This is a genomic window from Enterocloster bolteae (assembly GCF_002234575.2).
GTDB classification, from domain to species: Bacteria; Bacillota; Clostridia; order Lachnospirales; family Lachnospiraceae; genus Enterocloster; species Enterocloster bolteae.
Genome location: NZ_CP022464.2, coordinates 708,191 through 733,305, shown reverse-complemented (window position 1 = coordinate 733,305; position 25,115 = coordinate 708,191). Strand labels below are relative to the sequence as shown.

Sequence of the window (25,115 nt, the reverse complement as noted above, 5' to 3'; positions counted from 1 at the left end):
TCATTTCCCGCTTCCAAAAGCCTTCTGCTTCCTGCGGCTGTCCACCAGCCTCATTCCCAGCCTGCGGCTGATCCACAGCCGGAAGGCAGGGCAGATAAGGCTTGCGTGGTTAAACACCCACCACATGTGCATGTACAGCCTCTTTCCCTCCTGCTTTGGGGTTCCCTTCCAGGGAGTCTTATCCAGATAATACTCATAGAGCCTTCTGAAATGGTTGTGGTTCCCGGCTATCCAGGGCCTCTCGTCTCCCAGATAATGGATGATGACAGGGGCCTTTCCCGCCTGCCGGTATCCGTCCTCCCCCACTGCCCGGTATGCCCCGCACATGGACACCAGGGTCCTGTATCTGAAATACCGGTAGTTGGTAAAATAATTATACCGGACCGGCAGCGTCATGATTCTGCCCCTCAGCGCCCCGTTTATGGTATCCTGGTCACAGGCAAAAAGGCTGCCCTGATGAACCCTGTAAAATTCCAGCAGCTGCCCCAGCACATCCTGGTTTCTCCATGCCTCCAGGTCTATAAGCAGGACTCCGGAATTATAGTAAGGCTCATCCTTTTCCATGCCGATGGATTCCTTCATCTCCCTGTAAACCGTTGGCTCCATCACCATGCCGGCCAGATGGTTTCCAAGCTCCGTCTCATACAGAGGACGGATACTTCCGTTCACAATGGTATCGCAGTCCAGATACAGGGCCTTTCTTACGCTGTCCGGCAGCACCTTGGGGGCAAAGAGGCGCCCCATGGCGCTTATATCAAATCCCCTGGTATCCACAGCATAGTCGAACCGCTCCCTCAGGTTTCCCAGCTCAGCCACATGAAGGCTGCGGCAGAATTTCCCCGCAATACCGGCCAGCCGTTCAAGGTAAGCCTCACTCATTCCCACGGACAGGATATATATGTCCATCCGGGGGATATTCCTGTTGTGGTCTAACAGGGAATAAAGGGAGGCTGCCAGATGTCCGGCATACCCGTCATTGGACGCGTAAATAATATTAACAGTTTCTGTATTCCAATCCATATTATGGCACCTGTTTCTTACATTCTCTAGTCTTTCTAAGGTCATTTTGTTTACAATTTTACATTATAGCAGGTAAAAAGTAAATCACATCTGGAATTTTCCTGCCAAATATGATAGATTAAGACATGTATGGTAATCTATATAAAATTCAGGAGGATGTTACGAATGAATAAGTTAATGAAGCGTGCTGCCGCAGCCCTTCTGTCCGGACTTCTGGTCTTAGGTCAGGCCGGACCCGCATTGGCCGCGCAGGATGATTCTAATTATGGTCCGGCTTTTTCCACAAAAGTCGAACAAACCTCCCCTGGTTCTTTAGACGGCCAGAGTGGAGATGGACAGGGCTCCGGCCCTCAGGCGGTGGCTCCGGCCAACGCAGCCCCGGCAGAACAGGCCGATGGCGCCGGCGCAGCAGCCGGCAGCACCGAGGCAGCCGCTGGTACAGCCGGCACGGACGGCGTGACCTCCGCTGCCACGGACCAGAACGCGGCACAGGCAGCAGACGATTCTGCCCAGGCCGATGCCGAGGCAGCCGCCGCAGCCCAGTTTGCAGCAGAAGAAGCAGCCAGACAGGCATCAGCCAATACACCTTTTCTTCAGATTCAGGTGCTCCGTCCGGATACCACATGGACTGACCCTGTAATAGGCGATACACCGGTGGTGTCTGAACAGGGATTCCGTTCCATGTCCGTCTATCTGAACAACATCGTGGGCGATATCCTTTACAGGACGTATACCAGCGCACATGGATGGAGCGACTGGGCCATGAACGGCGGCCACACAACTGTCTGGGAGGACGGTGCCCTGGTGGAAGCCATCCAGATGCGTTTCAACGGCTTTGTGGGCAACACATTTGATATTTACTACTGCACTACCCTGAACGACGGGACAGAGTTAAACTGGGCGCGCAACAGCGCAACAGCAGGAACCATGGGCACAGGAAAGGTGCTGAGCAGCTTCAGGGTCTCTCTCTGGGGCAAAGGTGTGGAAGGCGCTTCCTACAACATGGAGAAACCATTGGAAGCAGCGTTCCCGGATGGAATCCAGGTTGTGGACGGGGCAGTGGCGTACAGCAGCGGCAACGGCGTTCCATTTACCGGATGGGCCTGGAATGACAGGGACCGCTACTACTTTGTAAACAATGCGCCTGTAACAGGCTGGCAGTACATAGACGGTTTCAAGTATTACTTTGACGAAACCGGCAAGCTGCTGACCGACTTAGAGCCCATTGTGGGCAACAGCGGCCCGTTCCTCATCAGCATCAACAAGCAGATGAACTGTATGACCATTTTTGCACAGGACGGCGCCAACGGCTTCATCATCCCGGTAAAGACCTATCTTACCTCTACCGGACCGGATACACCCATTGGAACCTTCCAAACCCCGGCCAAGTACCGTTGGCGTGACATGAACCACGGAATCTTCACCCAGTACGCGACGCGTATTTACAAGGGTTTCCTGATTCACTCCATCCTGTACAGCCGTCCGGACCCCATGACATTAGATCCGCTGACCTATAATTATCTGGGTATCGCAGAGTCAGCCGGCTGTGTCCGCCTCCTTTCCGGAGACGCCAAGTGGGTATATGACAACTGTGCCCTGGGCACAACGGTGACCATCTACAACTCACCAAAGCCAGGCCCTTATGACCGGCCGGCTATTGAGTGGGTCATTCCGGGAGACCAGCACTGGGATCCCACGGATCCTCTCTTTGCCCAGCAGCAGTAATCTTTAAACCATGGGTAATCATTAAAACCAGGCTGTAACGCATACAGCAAAAATGGCGGGGAACCGTTCACTGGAATCACTTTCCAGTGAACGTCTTCCTCGCCATTTCGTATACTACCGGCATGGTGTGCTCAAATCTCAGGAAAAACCGCATCCTGGGCGTAAGCTCTTTATAGTACCTGCGGTACTGTGGATTGAATATCTCTTCAAACTGCTTGGTGTTTACCATTGTCTGGTAATAAGTCCTGCGGGCAGCGCTCTCTGCCGCTTCCTTAAACCTGCCCCCTGTGGCCCTGTCAAACTGCTCATAGGTGCGCTTCATACGATCACAGTAAGCCCTCTGCTTTCCCTGGTAATCCCCGTTCTTTCCCTCCACGGTCCAGGAGCCTGCCACGCCCACCCGGTAGGCGCTCATGGCATCGTCAAAATAATACCCGTATCCATTTGCCGCCGCAATCAGCTGGATGGGCGTATCCCCCACAGGACAGTCCACATAGTAATCCGGCAGCTCCCTCACCAGACGGGCCGGAAATGCCATGGACGACATGGCGTATCCCGAAGGCTTGTCGATGATTTCCTCCGGCGGCAGTACGCGGCTCTCCCGGTACGGCCTCATCTGTCCCTCTGTCAGCGCCCTTCCCACCAAATCTATTTTGGCGCTGTGGATGCACAAGGTACAGTCAGGGTGGGCTTCCATGTAATCCACCTGCTTCTGAAGCTTATCCGGTGACAGGAAATAGTCGTCCCCGTCACACATAAAAATGTACTTTCCCCTGGCCCTGGGGAAGTTAAAGGCTCCGCTGATGTTGTCAATTCCCTGTGAATACTGGTTTTCTGTCTGAATTAACGGCTTCACCTGGTCCGGATACCTGGCCGCATATTCCCGGATAATGCTGCTGGTCCCGTCCGTGGATGCATCATCGTGAACCAGTATCTCAAATGCAAAATCTGTCTTCTGCATCAGAAAGCTGTCCAGGGCTGTTCTGATATAATCTGCATGGTTGAATGTAACACAGTTGATGCTGGCCATAATAGCTGTATCTGCGGTCTGAGGCCCGGTTCCGCCTTCCACTCTGTCTCCCATATCCTGTCACACCTCCCTGTCACTCTACCTTGGTGATATATTCTTCGTATTTTCTGGCAATATACATGCTCTTGATACGGTCGTCCCGCTCTATTTCCCTGCCCTCAAAGCAGCGCAGATGGTTTGTCACACAGTCATATCCCGCCAGGCAGGAAAACTCCACCCCGCCGGAAAACCTGGGGTTGCACTCCAGCATGTGGTAAACGCCGTCCCGGTCCTCTATAAATTCCATGTTTACGCATCCCCTGACTCCCAACAGCCCGGCAATGGCACGGCACCGTTCTTCCAGCTGCCGGTTCCTGAACACCAGCACTGAGGTTCCCGCGCCGTTTAAGGTCCGCAAAAGCTCCCTGCGGCAGACGGTTGCGCACGTGCCCTGCTCAGGACTTCGTACCACGTCCACCGTGACCACGTTTCCCTTTATCATGGGCTGGACAATATAACCTGCCGGATCGGTTTCCCCCAGGAACCCCTCCATCTCACGGCGGGAGCCCACAAACCTAAGGCCCTGGCTGCTCCTTCCGTTGCAGGGCTTGCACACAGCCGGGTAGCTGATTTCATCCAAATCCGCATCCTCCAGGCGCACAGTGGGAATCACGGTTCCCTCCATGTGCTCCTCCAGATAACGGTACAGCTCCATCTTGTCGCGGCACAGGCCGATACATGCCTTGTCCGACATACATAAGGCGGCATTTATTTCGCCGAATTCGCGGCGGTGCAGGTTGAACACATCGATCTCCGCGTCCGTCAGCGGGATGACAGCCTTTGCCCCTTCCTTCCGGCAAATGGACAACATAGTCTCAATATAATGGTCTGTATCCGATGCATAGGGAACCTGATAAAACGCATCCACATTCCCGGCGTCCGCAATCCACTCACCGGGATACACGTCGCAGCCTATGACCCGCATACCATTTTCCCTGCATTTCTTGATGACGATATCAGCCGAAAACGACCCTATGGCTGTCACAACCACTGTCCTCATTTTTCGCTCCTCCTGCTTACTCTCCACTTGTTATCCCTCATTCTGATTGATTGATTCCTGACAGCTTCCATCCTGTTTACTTTCTTCCGGGCAGCCTGTCCACTGCCAGGCCCCTGATATACCGGAACACTTCCAGGCCCAGAACCCAGGATGCCAGCATGTACACAACCGCGCCAAAGAGAATCTGCATTCCCAGGCCCAGCCATCCCCCAGGAACATATCTTCCCGCAGCCATGACAGCCGCAGCCATAAGGATTGAGACTGCCACCGACGGAATGATATCCTTCCACTGTTCTATTATGCTGTAATTAAGAAGGCGCTTATTGGGCCACGCGTTGATGAAGGTGCACAGGAAATCCGCCGCAGCCTTAAGCGCTACCAGCACCAGTGGATTATAGCGTATGCCCACTGCCAGAACTGCCAGGCCCACCATCTTTTTTACAATTTCCAATTTAAGGAATATATCGCTGCGTCCCATGGCATTCAGCGCCTGAAGGTTGGCAATGTGAATGGGCCAGAAGGAATAGGCCACACACATGATTTGAAGAAAGGGAACACAGGCCAGCCATTTTTCCCCCAACAGCAGCAGTACCATGGGGCGGGCTACTGCTATAAGGCCCGCCATCATGGGAAGCACCAGATAGGAGCTGACGGTGATGGCCCTTCGCAGCATGGACTTTACACGCTCCGGCTCGTCCTGGCTGGCTGACAGCACAGGCAGCATAACGGACTGGATGGCGGCTCCCAGGTTGCTGACAATCAGCTTGGGAAACTGTTCTCCCCGGTTATAGTTGCCCAGCATGGATTCATTGTAAATCCTGCCAATCACCAGTCCGTATATATTGTTATATACCGTATCCAGAAGGGAGGCGCACAGCAGCTTCCATCCAAAGGCGAACATGGTCTTAATCCGCAGAATACTGAACAAAAGGCGGGGTTTCCAGCTGATGCTCATAAACAGAATCAGCATGTAGAAAAAGTAATATGCAATCTGCTGCCATACCAGGGCCCATACCCCCAGCCCACTACAGGCCAGGAAAATGCTGATTGCCCCTGATATCATGGATGCCACAAAGGAGGATATGAACAAGCCCTTAAACTCCATATTCCTGGACACATAGGCATTCTGTATGGAGATTACCCCTCCCGGAAACAGGACCACGGCCAGCACCCGCACCAGAGCCGTCATCTCCTGGTTGCGGTAAAAGTATGCGATGCCGGGCGCTGCCAGGAACAGGACCAGGTAAATGACCGCGGATACAGCCATGTTAAAGAAGAAAACCGAAGAAAAATCCGTGTCATCCACCTTCCGCTTCTGAATCAGCGCAGTGCTGAAGCCGTTCTGAACCAATACATTGGCAATGGTGACAAATATAAGTATGACGCCCACCACACCGTACTCTTCCGGCGAGAGCAGGCGCGCCAGTATGATGGAAACCAGGAACTGGACACCCTGGGCGCCTCCATTTTCCATTAACTTCCAAAACAGGCCGTTTAAGACCTTTGTCGTTGTCTGTTTTTCATTCAATGCCTGTTTTCCTTCCTTTCTTCATGGAACCGCGGACAGACCGGCACCTCAGGGCACACCTTTGAAACAGGCTCCCGGTCAGTCCCCAATGAACAGCATCTGCCCCAGTGTACGCACCAGCGTGTTCTTGGTAAAGCCGTACTTCACAATCAGTCCCATTTTTCCCAGCCGGCCGCAGCGGGGCAGTCTTATGAAAGCCTCCAGTGTTTCCTGCTGTTCCCGGTTCAGACGGCTGTAAAACATATGGTAAAAGCTGTCCGCCTGACCAAACATCCTCCTGTAATTCTCTCTGGCGCTGCTTCCGTCCTTTACCCGTGTCCTGACAGAATCCAGGCTGTCTCCCTTCTCAGCTCCCAGGGTATTGCCGCCATGCTGCCTGTAATAGTACAGGGGCCTGTCCACCCATCCTATCTCTCCAAAGCAGGACGCGATAAGGGCCAGCCATGCATCGTGCATAAGGCAGACCCCGGGAATCTCCTTTAGATAAGGCAGCATACTGCGGCTGACCATCACGGCGCCTCCGGTCACATTGTTCTGTACCAGAAGCTGGGGCAGGCTGGTGCGTTCCGGGGAAATTTTCTGATACCGGAAAAAGCTGTCCGCTATGGGCCGCAAAGCCTCATTCGCCACGGTCAGGTCTGAATGCACCAAAAGGGGAACATTGCCACGGCCCGGTTTCCGTTCCATTTCTTTCATCTTATCAGACAGCATCCGCGCCTTTTGGGGCATCCAGACATCGTCCTGGTCGCTCAGCATAAAATAATCCGCCCCGGCCAGACGCCCCAGATGGGCCAGCTGGCTTTTTGTCATCTCATACTCTGGCAGCAGGCTCCCATGCTGAGGCTGCTCCTCCGGACCATGGGCTGCATCCGCCATCAGCTTAAGGAGCTTCAGGAAATGGACAGCTGCTCCTCCGGACGGCTCCTTCCGTAAAAGCACCAGCACCCGGTCCCCCCGGCTTGCCTCATATTCCTTCAGCAGTTCCCTGGAGCCGTCCGAGGAACAGTCATCCGACACCAGGATACGGACGTCTTCCTCATCCTGTGCCAGTATGGAATCCAGCTGCTGCCTTATATATCTGCTTCCATTATAAGAAGCCATCAGTACCGTAATCATTTTGAGCGTTTCTTCCTTCCATTCATCCATGGCAGCCGTGTCTCAATCAGACGCACCACCCCAGGATCCACTGCCAGCACCAGGGCAAAAAGCAGGATATCCCAGGGCGTACTGCCTAATACTCCCGGATACATCATTCTGCCTGCCGCCACCTTAAAAAATGCAATGACCGGAACCAGATGGGTACACATGACAGTCAGGGAATGTGTTCCGTAATATGTAAAGAACGGCACAAGAACCCGGCTGAAAATCCGCCATTCCTTCCAGCTGCCTCCGCAGGCAGACACCCGCTCCCCAAACATCAGGATGGTGACAGAGGAAAACCAGGCGGTCAGAATCCAGGATACCGGATTTTCCATGGTCAGAAAATTAAAATCACACCCCGGAATCAAAACCGTCAGGACAATGCCCAGGCACATGAGCAGAAAGGCAGCCGCCAAACCGGCCCGGCCCTTTAAGTACATGGATGCCTTCTGCCACGCGTCACAGGCAAATGTACCCCCCAGGGCCAGCAGGAAGCCCACCAGGCCCTTGATATACACCATAATCGGCAGATGTATGACGCGCCACAGAGTGGTATCCTGTCTGGAACCATTGATATAGAGGATGAGGCACACACTGGCCGCCCCGGCCAGACAGGCTGCAATCCCCATTTTCCTGCGGCTGCCGTATATCATGTTAAACAGCAGCTCCGCTATGAACATACTGGGAAGGAACCACAGTGTCTCTAACCCCACCAATGTGCCCGTATAATAGATGTCGGACATAAGTACCAGGAAGGTATACTGCTGGGGCCACACCAGGAATATCCGAGAGAAAATAAACAGCACGCTGTAGCACACATACGGAATTCCCAGGGATATAAGCCTTTTTCCTGCCATCTCCCGGCTGGATATGCCTGTCCTTTCCTTCCCGTAACGCAGCGCATACCGCCATCCTGTATAGACATAAAAAACAGCCAGCATAAAGAAGCCGTACCAGTCAGAGAGTATGCCTAGGCTGGTCTCCACCAGACAATGGCTGGCTACCACTCCCAGCATTCCCATGCCCTTTGCCACATCCAGATAGACCTGGCGGTCCTGTGTCTTAGTCATCTGCCGTATATCCTTCCTGTCCTTTGTCCTGTCTTATCCGAAAATCTCCTCTGCCCTGTTCATGGCAGACTCGATTACCTTGTCCATGTCGTAGTACTTATATTCTCCCAGGCGGCCGCCAAACAATACATGGGATTCCGCCCTGGCCAGTTCCTCATACCTCTGGTACAGCTCCTGGTTTTTCTGGTCATTCACCGGATAGTAGGGTTCCATGCCCTCCTGCCAGCTCACCGGATACTCCCTGGTAATCACTGTCTTTGGCTGTGTGCCGAACTCAAAATGCTTGTGCTCGATTACCCTGGTATAGGGCGTGTCGCGGTCCGTGTAATTCACCACCGCCACTCCCTGGTGGTTTTCCCGGTCCAGCACCTGGGACTCAAAACGCAGGCTGCGGTACTCCAGCTTGCCGAACCGGTAGCCGTAAAATGCGTCAATGGTGCCTGTGTATACCACGGTCTCTCCCAGGCTGTCATAGTGTTCCCTGTTTTCCAGGTAATCCGCCGAAGTCTCTATATCACAGCCCTCAAACAGCTTCTCCACTATGACATTATATCCCCCTATGGGAATTCCCTGATAGGGATCATTGAAATAATTGTTGTCATAGATATACCGCACAGGTATACGTTTGATGATAAAGGCCGGAAGCTCCTTGCAGTCCCTGCCCCACTGCTTTTCCGTATACCCCTTAATTAATTTCTCGTACAGTTCCCTTCCCACCAGACGGATGGCCTGTTCCTCCAGGTTCTTCGGCTCGCCAGTAATCTCCGCCCTCTGCTTCTCGATGATGGCCTTAGCCTCATCCGGTGTGGATATGCCCCACATGCGGCTGAAGGTATTCATATTAAACGGCATGTTGTACATCTGGCCTTTATAATTGGCCACCGGGCTGTTGGTATAGCGGTTAAACTCCGCCAGGGAATTCACAAATTCCCACACCTTCCGGTTGCCCGTATGAAAGATATGGGCGCCGTACTTGTGCACATGGATGCCCTCAACGTCCTCACAGTACACGTTTCCGCCTATGTGGTTCCTCTTCTCCACCACCAGACAGCGCTTTTTGTTCTTTCTGGCGTACCAGGCAAACACGCCTGCATACAGACCGCTTCCCACTAATATATAATCATATTTTTTCATATCCGGATATGCTCCTTTGCTTCTCGCTCTCTTTGCTTTCACAATTGTACTATGTTTCACCGGAAATGTAAATGGATTATGTCCCCTGCCGCCCCCGCAAGGTCCCGGACCCGCAGGAAACCATGAAACATAAACGGACGTACACAAAAACGCGGAACACAGACAATGGCATCCCTCATTTATAAAGACTGGATGCCATGTCTTTGTTCCGCGTCCCGGTTAACTGGTGGTCATGAATTGTTTCAGCGCATGAAACAGCTGGTGAAAATCAATGGGTTTTGCTATGTGGTAATTCATTCCGCTGGTCAGTGCCTTTGCCACATCCTCGGCAAAGGCATTGGCAGTCAGGGCAATAATGGGGATGGTTCGGGCCTGGGGGTGGCTGCTTGCCCGGATCATGCGGGCTGCGGTGCAGCCGTCCATCACCGGCATCTGCAGGTCCATGAGCACTGCCTCATATGTACCTGGTGCTGAGGAGGTGAAGCGCTCATATGCTTCCTGTCCGTTTTCTGCCCCATCCACTTCCAGGCCGTGTTCACAGAGTATGGCCCTGGCAATTTCCATGTTAAGGGCATTGTCCTCCACCAGGAGAATCCGCCTTCCCGCCAGGGAGGCACAGTCCATGTCATCGTCCCGGATGCAGTCTCTCATACCTCCTGCCCTTTCCTGTTCCTTTCCCTGGATTCTGAAATTCAGGGTGACTGTAAAACTGCTTCCCTCTCCCTCCCTGCTCTCGACATGTATGTCCCCCTGCATGGTGGACACTATGCCATGGGCAATGGACATGCCCAGGCCGGTTCCCTGCTGCTCCTGCACCACAGGCACGACGGCCCTGGAAAATGGTTCAAACACCTGCTTCATATATTCCTCTGACATGCCGATGCCGTTGTCCTCCACCACAAACCGGTAGCAGGCCCACCCCGCTTTCCCCATGGGGACTTCCTCGGTCGTCACTCGGATGATTCCGTTGTCCGGCGTGTATTTCACCGCGTTGGTAATCAGGTTTAAAAGCACCTGCTTCACCCGGTTGGCGTCCCCTATAAGCGACTCATGGATCACACCCTTCCGGCTGAAGGTTATGTCATGGTTTTTCTCCATGGCAGTGGGCTTGATGATGGAATATATGTTATCCAGCATGGTTTCCAGATGAAAGGGTTCCTCCAAAAGTTCCAGCTTCCCCTTCTCGATTCTGGACATATCCAGTATCTCATTAATCAGGGACAGCAGATGGCTGCTGGAGATGCTGATTTTTTCCAGGCAGTCCCTTACCCGCTCCGGCTGGTCTGTGTGGGATGCTGCAAGCGCCGTCATCCCTATGATTGCGTTCATGGGCGTGCGTATGTCATGGGACATCCGGGCCAGGAAATTACTTTTGGCCTCGTTGGCCATGGTGGCTGATTCGTATGCTGCAAACAGGCTTTTCTTATTCTCAGCTTCCTCCTCCAGCTCCTTGCGCTTCTGCTCATCAATGCCCATATTGGCGAAAATGACCTTGGTGACAACGCCGTCTGCGGTCTCCGCAATGCTGAACCTGGACCTGACCCATCTTATACCGTCCGGATATACCCGGCGGAAATCCACATCGTACACCGGCTGCTCCGGTGTAAGGTTCGTCCTCAGAAACTCCGGGCTTCCAACCCGCCGCATCTTTTCCTGGTCCTCCTCATAGACATGACAGCGGACGAATTTCTCATAATACACAGCCATGGAACCCTTGGGAAATTCCTGGCGCCTGCGAATGATTTCCTCCTGCCAGATTGCCTCCTCTATATCGTGCTCCAAATCAAACAGATAGATGGAATAGTAGCACTGGCACAGGTTGGTCAGCACGCTCTCCCGCAGCTCCACCTCCTGCCTGGCATCAATATTCCGCCCTGTTATGAGAATCCGGTCGCCCAGTTCCATATGGATGGGAACCCCATAGTAACGGTAATAATGAAGCTTCCGGTCCCGGTCCCGGATTCTCAGAATGCCCTCCAGGGATTCTGTGTCCCTGTAGCTGTCAGGAGAACAGATCTGTTCAAGCTTTTCTTTGTCCTCCCGGGGAAGGGACGGCATCACCTGGCTGAGTAATTCGCTGAGCATTCCCTTAGGCGCTATCTTCAGCCGATCTCCCATGTAATGGAGGCAGCTGTACTCCTGACTTGTTGGGTCCAGGCTCAGGACAAGAGTATAAATCGTGGATACAGCCACTCTGGCCGTTACCTCGTCCATCCGTTTCTCCACCTCACCGTCCTGTATGTCAAATGCCAGGATAGCTCTGGCTTTTAAATCGGATTCAGGTGCAAACGGTATGGCCATAACCCGCTGCCAGCTTCCGCTTCGGATACGGTACAATTCCTCTATCTGCTTTTCCCCTGACAGGAACTGTTCCTGTATATATTCATATTCCGCAAACCGTTCAATCCTGTTTCTGAATTCCGGTCTGATGCAGGACCGTGAATATCCGCGGAGAAATTCCCTGAAATCCGTATATTTCGTCAGATTATCCTTTAAATCCTCCGCAGCCTTGATTATCTTATAGGAGCCGTCCCTTAAATCGCACAGCAGGATTCCCCTGTAGCGTCCGCTCAGGGTCTGGATGACCGCATCATATTCCTTCTGGAACATGATGGTATCCGTGATGTTCTGGTGGTATCCCCGCAGGCGGATTCCATCCTCCCATTCCTGATCCTTCATGCCGCCGCACCGCACGGATATAGGCCCCCACAGGGGATGGTTCCATTTATACTGGACTTCCTGCACCTCTGCCCGGGTACTGGCAATCGCCTTGGACACGGTCTCCTGCACAGCTCCTTTGTATTCATCCTGGATTCTGTTATACCATACCTGGTAGCACTCCTCCGGTGCCGGCGCAGCGTCCAGCCCCAGAAGTTCCAGCATGACACTGTCCGCGTGCATGACAGGCTCCCTGCCCTGACAGAGTATGATTTCCCACAGTCCTGTGCGGGTGCTGCGCAGAATGTCTGTCTTCCCTTTATCTGTAAAGTAATCCTGCATAGAGGCCATTCCTTTCTCAGGCCGGAATTTTCTTCCGCCCTCTGTGCGTCCCATTTCGCCGCCTTTCCTCTATTATACACAGAACCACCCTGACATGACAAGCAAATAACAAAACACAGTCCCTGCAATACCGCACCCGCGCCTCTTCTTATATCACAATGTCCTTATATATACCCTGCATTCATAAGGCTTCAGTTGTTCCAATGTCTGTCCGCAATCCGCTTCCCCGTAGTTGCCTATCAGCTGCCGGCAGCCTTCAAGCTCCGGTTTTTCTCCCAAATCCGCAGCAGAAGCCTTCATATTGGCCAGCACTACAAGTTCCTGACCCTGATAGGTGCGCCTGTACGCCAGCACCTGAGGATGTTCCCTGTATATGAATTCAATCTCCCCTTCTGATATGACTTTATATTCTTTCCTCAGGGCAATCAGCCTCTTGTAATAATTCAATATGGAGCCGGAATCCGCTGCCTCTGCCTGGGCATTGATATAAGAATGGTTCTCCGGTATGCCTATCCACGGCTCCCCCTGTGAAAATCCGGCATATCGGCTGCCGTCCCACTGCATGGGCGTCCGGCCGTTATCTCTGGAACGGGCAGCCAGCACCTTCAGCGCTTCCTCCCCGGTGATTCCCCGCTCTGTCAGGATACGGTAATAGTTAATGCTTTCAACATCCCGGTACTGGGAAATATCCCCGTAATGCGGGTTGGTCATTCCCAGCTCTTCCCCCTGGTACACATACGGCGTGCCGCGGAACATGTGGATGACCGTTGCCAGCATTTTGGCAGATTCCTTCCAGTATCGGCCGTCATCCCCGAACCGTGATATGGCTCTGGGCTGGTCGTGGTTGCACCAGAACACGGCATTCCAGCCGTTTTCCCGCTCCATGCCTTCCTGCCACTCCATGAACAGCTGTTTAAGCCGGACCAGGTCAGGCTCCGTCAGTTTCCACTTATCCCCGTCCCTGTAGTCCACCTTCAGGTGATGGAAGTTAAAGCACATGGATAACTCCCGGTCCTCCGGCCTGCTGTAGCGGATACAGTTATCCAGGGTGGTGGAGGACATCTCTCCCACTGTCACCATGTCCTCTATGCCCGTATCCCGCACCAGCTCCTGGAGATACTCATGTACCCTGGGCCCGTCGGTATAGAAGCGGCGGCCATCCCCTTTGTGATCATCCTCAAAAATATCCGGTTTGGATATCAGATTCACCACGTCGAACCGGAATCCCTTCACTCCCTTTGCCTTCCAGAACAGGATTACCTCCTTAAGCTCCTGACGCACCCTGGGATTATCCCAGTTTAAGTCGGCCTGGGTTACATCGAACAGGTGGAGATACCATTTTTTCAGGCGGGGTACATACTCCCAGGCATTTCCCCCGAATTTGGACTGCCAGTTGGTGGGCGGCGCGTCCGGGCTCCCTTCCCTGAAGATATAATAATCCATGTACTCCGGATTGCCCTCAAGTGCCTTCTTAAACCATGGGTGTTCCGTGGATGTGTGGTTAAATACCATATCAAACATGCATCCCATGCCCCTTATGTCCGCTTCCCGGATCAGTTCCTCCACATCCTTCATGGTGCCGAATACAGGGTCAACTGCCCGGTAGTCAGCCACATCGTACCCGTTATCATTGAGTGGGGAGCTAAAAAACGGTGTCAGCCAGATATAATCAATTCCCAGCTCTTTTAAATAGTCCAGCCTGCTTATGACTCCGCGTATGTCGCCCAGGCCGTTTCCTGTTGTATCCTGAAAGGACTTGGTATAAATCTGGTAAACCGTACTGTCCTTAAAATGTCCCATAAATGGTTCCTCCTTCATATCTGCTCCGTCATATCTGCTCCGACAAATCTGCCCCGTTATATGACTCAATCTATCCTGGCCACCGCATCCGCCAAAGCCCTTACCCTTCGTCCGGTCTGCCAGCTTATAGCTCCTGAATTTCCGGGATTGGTAAGGACCATGATGACCATGTCGCTGTGCCCTGCCCCGGCAATCTTCTCACGGTCAAATGCAATCAGTTCCTCTCCGGCTCTGACCCTGTCCCCGGGCTTTACAAAGGCCCTGAAACCATCTCCCTTCATATCCACTGTATCCAGCCCTATGTGTAACAGCAGTTCCATGCCGTTATCCAGAACCAGTCCGCAGGCATGCAGGCTTTCTTCCATGACAACAGCCACCATGGCGTCAGCCGGCGCCCTCAAAACGCCGTCTTCCGGTTTAATGGCCACCCCGTCCCCCAGTGCCCTGGATGCAAACACCTGGTCAGGAACATCTTCCATGGGGATAACTTCACCGGATACATATGCTTTTAATTCCCTGATTGGCTGGCTTGCAGAGTCTTTCCTTTCCTCCCAGCTGGCTTCATGGCCGGACTCATTTTGGTTCTCCCGGCCGCCGCCTATCCCCTTCTTCCTTCCTATGGCATAGGTCAGGCAGAACGGAATCAGGATTACCAGTCCCATGGCAGCCGCGAAGAGTCCCATGTACTGGGGCTGGATGGACAGGATGCCCGGTATGCCTCCCACACCAATGGCATTGGCCTTGATTCCGCTGACAACAGACAGCACCGCGCCCACTGCCGATCCGGCCATTCCGCAGATAAATGGAAAACCGTATTTCAGATTCACACCAAACATGGCTGGTTCTGTTACACCCAGGTAACAGGAAATGCAGGCGGGTACGGATACTTCCTTTGCCTTGGCGTCATTCTTCTGGAGAAGTATCATGGCCAGTACAGCGGAGCCCTGGGCGATATTGGACAGGGCAATCATGGGCCACAGGGTGGTGCCTCCAAAGTCAGCTATCAGCTGGAGGTCAATGGCATTGCTCATATGATGCAGTCCTGTGATTACAAGAGGTGCATAGAAAAAACCAAAAATACCGGCAAACACGCCCTTAAAGGGAGATGTCAGGCCCGCGTTCACACAGTCTGAAATCACGGCGCCAATCTTCCAGCCAATGGGTCCAAGGATGCCGTGGGCCACTGCCACGGATATCAGCAGGGAGCAGAAGGGGACCACAATCATGGAAATCATGGCAGGACATATTTTTCTGAAGAACCGCTCCAGGTACACCAGGGTAAAGCCGGCCAGCACAGCCGGAAGCACCTGGGCCTGATATCCAATCATATCCACCTGGAAGAGTCCGAAATTCCACTTTGGTATCTCTGCCGCCGCCGTGGTGGCAACACTGTACGCATTTAACAGCTGGGGCGACACCAGTGTGATTCCCAGAACGATTCCCAGGGCCTGGGTCGTTCCCATCTTCTTGGTGATGGACCAGACAATGCACACAGGCAGGAAATGGAATACGGCCTCGCCGATAAGCCACAGGAAGCTGTTGATACCAGCCCAGAATACAGATATCTGGGTCAGTGTCTTAGTGCCGCCGTCAAACAGGGCAATCTCCCCGATGATATTGCGGAATCCCAGAATCAGACCGCCTACAATGATAGCCGGAATCAAGGGCGCAAATATCTCTGCCAGACTGCTCATGATTCTCTGGATAAGGGTCTGGTTCTGCATGGCAGCCTTCTTCACCGCCTCCTTGGAGACTCCCTCTATGCCTGCCACCTCCGCAAAATCATTGTAAAAGGTACTCACCTCATTGCCGATTATGACCTGGAACTGCCCTGCCTGGGTGAATGTACCCTTGGCAGAGGACAGGCTTTCGATGGCCTCTGTATCCGCCTTGGACGGATCGTTTAACACAAAGCGCATCCTGGTAACACAGTGTGATACGGCTGCAATATTCTCCCTGCCGCCCACATACTCCAACAGTTTCTTTGAATCCCCGGTAAACTTTCCCACGTTCAATACCTCCTATGAATCTGACCACGAAACAGCATCTTGTTTAAACAAGTACCTTATATTTGGATTATATCTTGTTTAAACAAGTTTGTCAATAATGATTTTGACTTTTTCCGGTGTTTTTCACATTCTGTACCTAAAAAGCACCGGACGAACATTTGCCTGAAGCTCCCTGTTCTCCGATGCCTTGATTTACCTACTTTGTCCGATGGGCCAGATCGTAAAATACGAACCGGTCCGGTCTGTGCCTGGACTGGGTGAACTCAAACATGACTCCCTCCTTGTTATAGGTCATGCTGCTCACCACTGCCATACAATTATAATCCTTTAAATCCAGATACGTTTCATCAATCTGGTTGACGCGCTCCACGGTCATTTTCCTCTTGGTGGTCACAATGCTTTCACCCAGGTCCTTTTCCATATATTCATAGATGGAACGCTCCGCGATCTCCGGTGTCAGGTCCCGTACCACATCCTTTAAGAAATAGTTGTGGTCAATGATTAAGGCTTCCCCCTCAATGCAGCGCACACGCTGGATATAATAAATCTGGGCTCCCACAGGAAAGGTGGTCCTCCTTTGTATGGTCTCATCCACGGTCAGCTCCGCGAAACAGACCACCCTGGTGGTATAGTTCTTCCTGTTCCTGGCCACTGCTTCCTTCAGGCTCTCTATGCCGCCCAGTATGAACTCCGACTGCTGCTGTCCGGGCTGGTAAATGATTCTCACTCCCTTGCCGTGGATACTCTGCACGTATCCTTCCGACGCCAGCTGCCCGATGGCCCGGCGGATGGTATTCCTTGAACAGTCAAACTCCTTTACCAGGGTATTTTCCGAGGGCAGCAGTTCCTGGAACCCGTAGGTCCCATCCTCCATCTTTTCCCGGAGCGCCATATAAATCTCATTATATTTTGTCTTTGCCATATAAACCTCATACATCTCTTTTTATAATGGGTCTGCCGGATAAATCCCCTGCGCAAACCAAAACAGTTTTGTCCGTTTTAAACCGGCATGCCCCGGAATTATCCGAGAGGAATTCCTACCACATACAGCCGTATGAAAAACAGTACCATTAAATGCAGCGGGTAAAACCAATAGAAGGCGTATTTCCATGGAGCCTGTCCCTTTTTTCCGTTGTAAAAATACAGGGGAACAGCAGACAGAATCCCTGCCCCATAACATATATTCCAGGATTCCAGTAAAGACAGGATACCGCCGGACATCACCTGGACAATGCGCTTCTCCCGCAGGAGATAAAACAATGAGATAATTAGTATCCCATCCATGTCGTAATCCGCCTTCAAAAACACAGCGGCCAGACATCCGCCTCCGATTACGGCCGCCATCCCGGCGGCGCGGCGCGGCTGTGTTAAGCCCTCGCTCTGTTTCAGGCCCCGGAGCACCAGCAGCCCGATTGCCAGCTCAACGTACACGTTGCTGCTTCCCCCGGCCCACGTATTCCACACAGCCAGGCGGAAAGGAATTTCCGAGATAAGCGCAAACGCAGCCATCCTGAGCCAGTATCTGCGCCAGTCCCTTGTATGAAGGAATCCCTCCACCAGCAAAAAGCAGTAAATGGGAAATGCAATCCTCCCAACTGTTCTGAGCATCCGCCACAGCCAATAAAGGGTATCCCCCCATTGGGATGTCATGAGCATGGCGACCTGTTCCAGGTTCCCCCGGTAGTATACAATCCGTTCCAGCAGCACAGCTCCAATATGGTCCGCAAGCATGGTGGCCATGGCAATATATTTCAGGGCGGTACCGCTTAATCCTACCTGTATTTCCGGTTTCTTTCTGCTGAACGGCATGCCTTCATTCCTTCCTTATATCTAATCTATCTATTTATCTTATCACCGGGTGATTGGTTTGCAAAGTATTTTCTTCACACATTCTTTATGAAGCCACCAGCTTTTCCCCCTTGTATTTATTTCCACATGATATATAATGCTCTATAAGACTTCTGCTAAAAAGATGTTAAGAAATGGAGGATTTTATGAAGAAAAAGACACAATTCTTGTTAAACCTGGCGCTTACCGCCATCTTTTTTATTTTGATCATTTTCCAGGGGCCCAATCTGAATCCCCTGTATCCGGATGGGGCATTTTCATGGTGTTTCATCATCAGCTGCTATGTGGTGCTGAACTTTTTCGTAGCCCTGGGCAGTGTCCGGGTAGGTGCCAATGAATACGGCCGCCCGCAGATCAGCATTGACAAAAGTGTAAGGGGTTATAAAAGGGGCTTCGTCCTTCTCGCCATCCTTTGGGTACTGTATTTTGGCGTTTCCATCCTGTCCATGCCCCTTTTTAATTACAAGGCCTACAGGGACCAGTTAGGCGTCCCGGCCGTATCAGAATTCACGGATACGGTACAGCCCCTTGCTTTGGACCAGCTTCCAATCGTGGACAAGAGTCTGGCAAGAGAGCTGGCCGATAAGAAGGTGGGCGAAAATCCCGGCCTGGGAAGCCAGGTCATCCTGGGTACCCCTGTCATCCAGAAGGTAGACGGAAAACTGGTATGGGTCGTTCCCCTGGAGCATTCCGGCTTCTTCAAATGGCTTAAAAACATGGACGGCTCCGCGGGTTATATCGTGGTGTCGGCCAGTGATGTCAGCGACGTAACCCTGGTAACAGACTATAAAATCAAATACCAGGCCAACGCCTACCTGTTAGACGACTTAAACCGCCATGTGCGCTTCTTTGGCGGCGGACTCTTTAAAGGTCTTACAGACTATTCCTTTGAGCTGGATGATGACGGCGTTCCTTACTGGGTCATTACCTCCTATCAAAACCGCTGGCTCTTTAACCTGCCGGAGGCCGACGGAGTGCTGACGGTCAATGCCACCACAGGAGAGACCACCCATTATACCATCGCCACACTGCCGGATTGGGTGGACCGCGTACAGCCTGAGAATTTTGTAATGCAGCAGATACAGAACCAGGGTGTCTATGTGCACGGCATTTTCAACTTCTCCAACCAGGACAAATTCCGCCCCAGCCAGGGTGATATCATCATCTATAACGGCGCCCGCTGTTACCTGTTCACAGGCCTAACCAGCGTGGGATCCGATGAATCAGCCATTGGCTTCATACTGGTGGACATGGTGACCAAGGAATCCAACATCTACCAGATGAGCGGCGCAACTGAAATGGCAGCCCAGAGCTCTGCGGAAGGAAAAGTCCAGCAGTTTGGCTACCGGGCCTCCTTCCCAATGATTATCAATCTGGACGGACAGCCCACCTACTTCATGACCTTAAAGGATAATGCGGGCCTGATTAAACAGTACGCCTTTGTGTCTGTCTCCAACTATACCAATGTGGGAACCGGAGAGACCATTGACAGCGCCCTGCGCAATTTCCGCCAGGTGCGCGGAAACGCCGGAGTGAACATTACCACCGGCCAGACCATTTCCAAGGAGGAGGGCACTGTCCTGCGCATTGCCAGCGAAACCATAGACAACACTGTCACCTATAAACTGATACTGGAGGAAAAACAGGACTATATCTTCACCGTGTCCTATGACCTGAGTAACGAGCTGGCCCTGACCCAGCCAGGAGACAAAGTGGCCCTGGAGTACATGGATGACCCGTCCGGAATCTGCTCCGCGTCGTCCTTTGACAATCTGGAATTTGACCAGTCCGGGCAGTAATATGACGATCCTCCCAGAGACTGGCGCAGACCTGCCGCAGACAGGCTAAGCACAAATAAATCAAAAAGACGGTACTGAACATAAGGTAATCGAAATGATTCCTTGTTCAGTCCCGTCTTTTTTGTATCTGGAGTTCCTGCTTTAGATAAATCCTAATCGCTCAGAAATCTTCCCGGCGCACTCCCGAACCTTCTTCAGCTCCTCTGAATAGTCCACTCCTACCTCCTTCACACCAAACACGCCGACCACCCCTGACAGCCTTGTCTCGAAATTGTAAATCGGACTGGCAATGTTATAAAAGGGACCGGGGCCGTCTAATCCGTAGGAAGCAAGTTTCTCCGTCCTGATGCGGTTCTTCTCCTCCTTCGACAGCTGGCATATTTTCTTTTCATGATGTGTGAACACTTCGGCTATTTTGGCAAATGCCGTGTTCTTGATCGGTTCCTCGTCTCCGATGGACGGCGTCATGACAACCGGATGCTTAGGCTCACATTTTGCAATATAGAGAATCTTTTCACCGTCTATCTTGCCTAATAGTACCGCCTTTCCAATATCCTCTGCCAGAGCCTTCATACACTGGTAAGAATTGCTCAGCAGATCCGAATTCTTCGAGTAGGAACGCCCGATGGCATATGCACGGAACCCAATGCCGTAACAGACCTTATCTGTGCACCTGTATATCATGGCGCGCTCTTCCAGGGCGTGCAGGATATCATACACGCTGGTCTTTGGATATCCTGTTATCTTCACTAAATCTGCCAGTGATATTTCGCCATGCTTGGAAATTATCTCCAATATCTCCACCGTTCTTAACACAGTCCTGTTCATGTTTCACCCTTATCCTTCGTATATTGACTTAATTATACAATAAATCAGGCAAAAACAAAACAATCTGTGGAAAAATCACAAGAAGCCCAATTACCGACATAATCATCGCCACGAATATCCATACCTCTTTACCTGCCTTTGAGACCGTAGTTTTGGCGATAGAGGAGCCCAAATACAATAAACTTCCCACAGGCGGGGTGATGGAACCCACCAACACGGTGAGCACCAGCACAATACCGAAATACAGCGTGTCAATCCCATAAGCTTCCATGGCCGGTACCAGGATGGGCGCAAATACAATCAACACAGGGATTCCCTCCACAAAAAGTCCCAGTACGAACAGAAACAAAATCACCATACACAGGGCCACTGTCCCATTAGAAGTCAGGGCCTGCATCACATTTACCACGGTCTCCGGAAAACTCTCCCATGCCAGGAACCAGCTGAATATGGACGCCATGGCGATTATAAAGAGGGATACAGCAGTTGTGGCAGCCCCCTTTACCAGTATCCTCGGGATATCCTTTAATTTAATGGTTTTATACACAAATATCCCGATAATAAACGCATATACCACTGCCACCACACCGGCCTCTGTGGCCGTGAAAATTCCTGACAGGATTCCACCCATAATAATGATCGGCATCAGCATCGGGATGACTGCCTGCTTTGCAGCTTTACCTATATTTTTAAGAGAAAATGTCCCAGCTGTACCATATCCGCGTTTGAGGCTGATAAAGTATACGGCAACACTCATGGCCAAGGCCATCAGAATCCCGGGTACAATTCCGGCAATCAGTATCTTAGTAATATTTACGCTGGCAATCACCGCATACATCACAAGCATGACACTGGGTGGTATAATGGGGCCAATAGTAGAGGATGCCACTGTTACCGCCACGCTGAATTCCTTTGAATAGCCATCCTTGACCATCATCGGAATCTCCAGAGAACCCAGGGCAGCTGTATCTGCCGTGGCTGAACCGGACAACCCTGCAAACAAAACGCTGGCCAGGATGTTGACAATAGCCAGGCCTCCCCTTAAAAAACCTACCAGCGCACGGGCCAGATTCAATATCCTATCCGTCAGATCCGCCTCGTTCATAAGCTCCCCTGCAAGGATAAAAAACGGAACCGCCATCAGCGAAAATGAATCCGTGGCACTGAACATCCTGGTTATAAGCATATTGAGGGGCATTTGGGAGTATACAACCGTCCCCAGACAGGCGATGCCCATGGTAAATGCAATTGGCATTCCCAAAACAAGCAGTATGATAAATATAGACGCAAGTATAACGAGCACGTTTACCCTCCTCCTCCCGGAGACAGCCTTTACAGCTGTCTCCGCATTCCTAAGTCTTCCATCAGATGATCCAGATAGTATATAAACAGCAGCAAAAATCCCATCGGTATTGCCGCGTACACTGCTCCCATAGGAACATTGAGCGCAGGGGAAAACTGTTTGAAATTAATCGGTATTACCTGCGCCCCCACAATGACAATCACAGCGGAAAATACCAAAACAAGCAGATCTATGATTACCGCCAGCCGCCTCACCGCCTGTTCCGGTAGTTTGGAAGTAAAATAATCAACTCCCAGGTGCATTCCCTGTTTCCCGGCCCACGCTGCGCCTATGAATACAATATAGATAAAGGAATAGCGGGACAGCTCTTCCGTCCAATACAGAGGCGAATTGAATACAAACCGGAATACCACCTGCAAAAACATGGATATGATCATAGAGGAGGCTGCTATTGTGAGAAGAAATGCAACGACAAAATCTGCTGCCTTTATAAGAATTTTCATTTTCCTCCCCCTCACGTTAATTGAATGATTTTCCCAATTCCTCTTCTGCCAGCACTTTCACAGTATCGCTGATTCCGCCTGCGTATTCCGTATAAACAGAAGCCGTAGCGTCAATAAAACTCTGTTTATCCACCTCGTTAATCTGAACACCTTTTTCCTCCAGCTTCTTCTTCATCTCCTCCTGAAGCTTCTCGTCCATCTCACGTTCCATTTTGCCAAAGCGTATTGCGGATTCAGTCAGGTATTCTTTAAGATCATCAGGAAGGGAATCATATGACTTCTGGCTGATAGCCACTACTCCGGGAGGCGCGAAATGTTCCGTTAAAGACACATTTTTGCATATCTCATAGTATCCGTCTGAATAAATATTTCCCAGAGCATTTTCCGCTCCGTCCATTACACCCTGTTGAATAGCTGAATACAGCTCACTGTACGCCATCGGTGTTCCTGAAGCACCCATTGCATTCAGGGTTGCTATCATTACATCGCTCTCCATGACACGTATCTTCAATCCCTTCATATCTGCCGGAGTGGTCACCGGAGTATTCTTGGTATACACGTTTCTAAAACCATTCGAAAACCATGTAAGGCCTTTTATACCGATTCCTTCGAGTTCAGCAAACAATTCGTCTCCCATCGGTCCGTTAAACACCTTCTCCATCTCCGCGTAATCCTTGAAAAAATACGGAAATGACAGCAGCGAGAAATCATTGAGAAAACCGTTGACGGCTGCGCTTGAAACCTGGGCCATCTCTATATTGCCAAGCTGCATTCCCTCCACATAGTCTCTCTCTCCTCCCAGCTGGCTGCTTCCCATTACTTTAAGAATCAGCCGTCCGTTGGTCTTTTCCTTTGCCTCCTGTGCCCATTCATTCAGCACAGTATTATGCAGATGACTGTCGCTGGATACAATGGCAATTCTTATGGTATATGTCTTGCCGTCATCTTTTGCACTCTGAGACGCAGATGTCTCTGTCACTGCCTCTCCTCCTGCATTTTTCTCTCCCCCCGTCTTTTCCGCTCCTGCTGGCTGCCCGGATACAGTTGCTGGTGCAGGTGTTTCTTTTGTCCCGCATCCGGCTGTTCCAAATGCCATGACAACTGCCAATAATCCCCATAAAAATCTTCTCGTCATATTTCCTTCCTCCCTCGTTATAAATCGTACAAATAACGGTTCAACGAAACACACGCATTCTCTTCAACCAACATAACGGTCTCGATCCTAAGTCCGCCCCACTCCATTCCGTGAAGGTCAAACTTAGTGGCAAGCGTCATACCTGGAACCATGATGAATGAAGCGTCATCATCCAGATTGGGCCTTTCCACACAGTCCAGCCCGATGCTGTGTCCCACTGCTCTAAGCCCCTTCGCATATGGTTCGAAATACTCTTCCACATGGTTTTTTCTGGCATAATGCAGAAACATCTCATAGATCCGGGAAGCTGGTTCCCCTGGCCTTAAACATTCAATGGACTGAACGACCGCATCTCTGGATGCCTTTAAAATGGCTTTCTGACCGTCCGTGGCTTTTCCATTGATTACCGTTACAGCTACATCCGTTGCATAGCCCTTGTATGCAGGAGCCACGTCAATGATTACCGCCTCTCCATCTTCTATCCGCTTATGAGTGGGCCTCCATGTAGGTACCTCAGTATTCATGCCTGAGGACAGCACCGTGGCGCAGCTTAAATCACAGCCATTAGATTTCATCACATATTCAGCCGTAGCGCACAGGTCAATCTCCGTTACCTCTGACTCCCTCATCTTCTCTACGCAGGCTTTCAGAGACATATCACCTATGTGCGCTGCGTATCTGGCCAGCTCAATTTCCTCCGGTTCCTTCACAGCCCTCATCTCAGTGAGCTTGTCATCCATGTCCACATAATCATTTCCTACCAGCCAGCCATTAAGACGCTTAAAATACTTTACGGGAAGCAGGTCCTGTCCGCTCAGTCCGATGAGCAGAGGTCCTCCCTTCTTATCCCTGAGTCCTTTAAAATAATCGGACAGTGTCTCAATATTCCGGATATCCGCAATCCAGGACACTCTTCTGGCCGATTGGGAATTGATGGCCCCCAGAAATAATGTCACTTTCCCTTCCGGAGTCACAAATACTCCCTGAGGAGATTCCTCAATTACATTGATTGGTTTATAGTCAGAAAAATAAGTCGTAAATCCCGCCCTGTACTCATCTGAAAAAATAAATGCCCCATCCAGATGATTACCGCGAACATATTGCGCAATTATCTGAATACGTTTCTCAAAAATAGGCACAGGAATACCTGTATACCCTCCCATACAACACCTCCTGATATATTTGTATTTACGAACGCCGTTCT

General features: G+C 51.4%; 19 protein-coding genes. 2 read left to right on the top strand and 17 right to left on the bottom strand.

Features of this window, described 5'->3' with window-relative positions; all coding sequences use genetic code 11:
- On the bottom strand, window positions 1–1,020 hold the full coding sequence (locus CGC65_RS03520) for a glycosyltransferase family 8 protein (RefSeq protein ID WP_002568311.1): 1,020 nt from the start codon (window positions 1,018–1,020) through the stop codon (window positions 1–3).
- A 165-nt stretch (window positions 1,021–1,185) separates the two neighbouring features.
- Between CGC65_RS03520 and CGC65_RS03515 the strand changes: the two genes are divergently transcribed.
- On the top strand, window positions 1,186–2,745 hold the full coding sequence (locus CGC65_RS03515) for a L,D-transpeptidase (RefSeq protein WP_002568312.1): 1,560 nt from the start codon (window positions 1,186–1,188) through the stop codon (window positions 2,743–2,745).
- A gap of 76 nt (window positions 2,746–2,821) precedes the next feature.
- Here CGC65_RS03515 and CGC65_RS03510 read toward each other — a convergent pair whose 3' ends face one another.
- The 11 genes from CGC65_RS03510 to CGC65_RS03460 all read right to left on the bottom strand — a co-directional run bounded on the left by CGC65_RS03510 (window position 2,822) and on the right by CGC65_RS03460 (window position 18,304).
- Window positions 2,822–3,829 (bottom strand): glycosyltransferase family 2 protein, encoded by a 1,008-nt coding sequence (locus CGC65_RS03510; RefSeq protein ID WP_002568313.1) that lies wholly within the window; start codon window positions 3,827–3,829, stop codon window positions 2,822–2,824.
- A 19-nt stretch (window positions 3,830–3,848) separates the two neighbouring features.
- Window positions 3,849–4,814 (bottom strand): ATP-grasp domain-containing protein, encoded by a 966-nt coding sequence (locus tag CGC65_RS03505; protein WP_002568314.1) that lies wholly within the window; start codon window positions 4,812–4,814, stop codon window positions 3,849–3,851.
- A 76-nt stretch (window positions 4,815–4,890) separates the two neighbouring features.
- Complete coding sequence (locus CGC65_RS03500) at window positions 4,891–6,342, bottom strand: lipopolysaccharide biosynthesis protein (RefSeq protein ID WP_002568315.1); 1,452 nt, start codon at window positions 6,340–6,342, stop codon at window positions 4,891–4,893.
- 78 nt (window positions 6,343–6,420) lie between these two features.
- A complete protein-coding gene (locus CGC65_RS03495) occupies window positions 6,421–7,458 on the bottom strand; it encodes a glycosyltransferase family 2 protein (protein WP_002568316.1) in 1,038 nt (345 codons plus the stop codon).
- Entirely contained in the window at window positions 7,455–8,552 is a 1,098-nt protein-coding gene (locus CGC65_RS03490; RefSeq protein ID WP_002568317.1) for an acyltransferase family protein, read from the bottom strand. The genes CGC65_RS03495 and CGC65_RS03490 overlap by 4 nt, the downstream gene beginning before the upstream one ends.
- A gap of 33 nt (window positions 8,553–8,585) precedes the next feature.
- Entirely contained in the window at window positions 8,586–9,686 is a 1,101-nt protein-coding gene (gene glf / locus CGC65_RS03485) for a UDP-galactopyranose mutase (RefSeq protein WP_002568318.1), read from the bottom strand.
- 219 nt (window positions 9,687–9,905) lie between these two features.
- Complete coding sequence (locus CGC65_RS03480; RefSeq protein WP_002568319.1) at window positions 9,906–12,740, bottom strand: ATP-binding protein; 2,835 nt, start codon at window positions 12,738–12,740, stop codon at window positions 9,906–9,908.
- A 99-nt stretch (window positions 12,741–12,839) separates the two neighbouring features.
- Window positions 12,840–14,486 (bottom strand): alpha,alpha-phosphotrehalase, encoded by a 1,647-nt coding sequence (gene treC, locus CGC65_RS03475; RefSeq protein WP_002568320.1) that lies wholly within the window; start codon window positions 14,484–14,486, stop codon window positions 12,840–12,842.
- A 65-nt stretch (window positions 14,487–14,551) separates the two neighbouring features.
- Window positions 14,552–16,495 (bottom strand): PTS system trehalose-specific EIIBC component, encoded by a 1,944-nt coding sequence (gene treP / locus CGC65_RS03470; protein ID WP_002568321.1) that lies wholly within the window; start codon window positions 16,493–16,495, stop codon window positions 14,552–14,554.
- A gap of 196 nt (window positions 16,496–16,691) precedes the next feature.
- Window positions 16,692–17,417, bottom strand: coding sequence for a trehalose operon repressor (gene treR / locus CGC65_RS03465; protein ID WP_002568322.1), 726 nt, complete (start codon window positions 17,415–17,417; stop codon window positions 16,692–16,694).
- Window positions 17,418–17,515: 98 nt separating this feature from the next.
- Window positions 17,516–18,304 (bottom strand): TraX family protein, encoded by a 789-nt coding sequence (locus CGC65_RS03460; protein WP_002568323.1) that lies wholly within the window; start codon window positions 18,302–18,304, stop codon window positions 17,516–17,518.
- 185 nt (window positions 18,305–18,489) lie between these two features.
- Here CGC65_RS03460 and CGC65_RS03455 point away from each other — a divergent pair, with 185 nt between their 5' ends.
- A complete protein-coding gene (locus CGC65_RS03455) occupies window positions 18,490–20,142 on the top strand; it encodes a hypothetical protein (protein WP_002568324.1) in 1,653 nt (550 codons plus the stop codon).
- Window positions 20,143–20,283: 141 nt separating this feature from the next.
- Here the strand turns inward: CGC65_RS03455 and CGC65_RS03450 are convergent, their stop codons facing one another.
- Genes CGC65_RS03450 through CGC65_RS03430 form a run of 5 tightly spaced genes read right to left on the bottom strand, consistent with a single transcriptional unit; the run spans window position 20,284 to window position 25,074 of the window.
- Entirely contained in the window at window positions 20,284–20,970 is a 687-nt protein-coding gene (locus CGC65_RS03450; protein ID WP_002568325.1) for an IclR family transcriptional regulator, read from the bottom strand.
- Window positions 20,971–20,998: 28 nt separating this feature from the next.
- A complete protein-coding gene (locus CGC65_RS03445) occupies window positions 20,999–22,273 on the bottom strand; it encodes a TRAP transporter large permease (protein ID WP_002568326.1) in 1,275 nt (424 codons plus the stop codon).
- Window positions 22,274–22,302: 29 nt separating this feature from the next.
- Window positions 22,303–22,776 (bottom strand): TRAP transporter small permease, encoded by a 474-nt coding sequence (locus tag CGC65_RS03440; RefSeq protein ID WP_002568327.1) that lies wholly within the window; start codon window positions 22,774–22,776, stop codon window positions 22,303–22,305.
- A 16-nt stretch (window positions 22,777–22,792) separates the two neighbouring features.
- On the bottom strand, window positions 22,793–23,911 hold the full coding sequence (locus tag CGC65_RS03435) for a TRAP transporter substrate-binding protein (protein ID WP_002568328.1): 1,119 nt from the start codon (window positions 23,909–23,911) through the stop codon (window positions 22,793–22,795).
- Between the two features lie 17 nt (window positions 23,912–23,928).
- On the bottom strand, window positions 23,929–25,074 hold the full coding sequence (locus CGC65_RS03430; protein ID WP_002568329.1) for a M24 family metallopeptidase: 1,146 nt from the start codon (window positions 25,072–25,074) through the stop codon (window positions 23,929–23,931).
- Window positions 25,075–25,115: the final 41 nt, after the last annotated feature.

Coding starts and splice junctions, on each gene's coding strand:
- CGC65_RS03450 (WP_002568325.1), bottom strand. CDS start 20,970: ATGAACAGGACTGTGTTAAGAACGGTGGAGATATTGGAGATAATTTCC.
- treC (WP_002568320.1), bottom strand. CDS start 14,486: ATGGGACATTTTAAGGACAGTACGGTTTACCAGATTTATACCAAGTCC.
- CGC65_RS03515 (WP_002568312.1), top strand. CDS start 1,186: ATGAATAAGTTAATGAAGCGTGCTGCCGCAGCCCTTCTGTCCGGACTT.
- CGC65_RS03520 (WP_002568311.1), bottom strand. CDS start 1,020: ATGGATTGGAATACAGAAACTGTTAATATTATTTACGCGTCCAATGAC.
- CGC65_RS03455 (WP_002568324.1), top strand. CDS start 18,490: ATGAAGAAAAAGACACAATTCTTGTTAAACCTGGCGCTTACCGCCATC.
- CGC65_RS03505 (WP_002568314.1), bottom strand. CDS start 4,814: ATGAGGACAGTGGTTGTGACAGCCATAGGGTCGTTTTCGGCTGATATC.
- treR (WP_002568322.1), bottom strand. CDS start 17,417: ATGGCAAAGACAAAATATAATGAGATTTATATGGCGCTCCGGGAAAAG.
- CGC65_RS03430 (WP_002568329.1), bottom strand. CDS start 25,074: ATGGGAGGGTATACAGGTATTCCTGTGCCTATTTTTGAGAAACGTATT.
- CGC65_RS03510 (WP_002568313.1), bottom strand. CDS start 3,829: ATGGGAGACAGAGTGGAAGGCGGAACCGGGCCTCAGACCGCAGATACA.
- glf (WP_002568318.1), bottom strand. CDS start 9,686: ATGAAAAAATATGATTATATATTAGTGGGAAGCGGTCTGTATGCAGGC.
- CGC65_RS03435 (WP_002568328.1), bottom strand. CDS start 23,911: ATGACGAGAAGATTTTTATGGGGATTATTGGCAGTTGTCATGGCATTT.
- CGC65_RS03440 (WP_002568327.1), bottom strand. CDS start 22,776: ATGAAAATTCTTATAAAGGCAGCAGATTTTGTCGTTGCATTTCTTCTC.
- CGC65_RS03490 (WP_002568317.1), bottom strand. CDS start 8,552: ATGACTAAGACACAGGACCGCCAGGTCTATCTGGATGTGGCAAAGGGC.
- CGC65_RS03495 (WP_002568316.1), bottom strand. CDS start 7,458: ATGATTACGGTACTGATGGCTTCTTATAATGGAAGCAGATATATAAGG.
- CGC65_RS03460 (WP_002568323.1), bottom strand. CDS start 18,304: ATGCCGTTCAGCAGAAAGAAACCGGAAATACAGGTAGGATTAAGCGGT.
- CGC65_RS03480 (WP_002568319.1), bottom strand. CDS start 12,740: ATGGGACGCACAGAGGGCGGAAGAAAATTCCGGCCTGAGAAAGGAATG.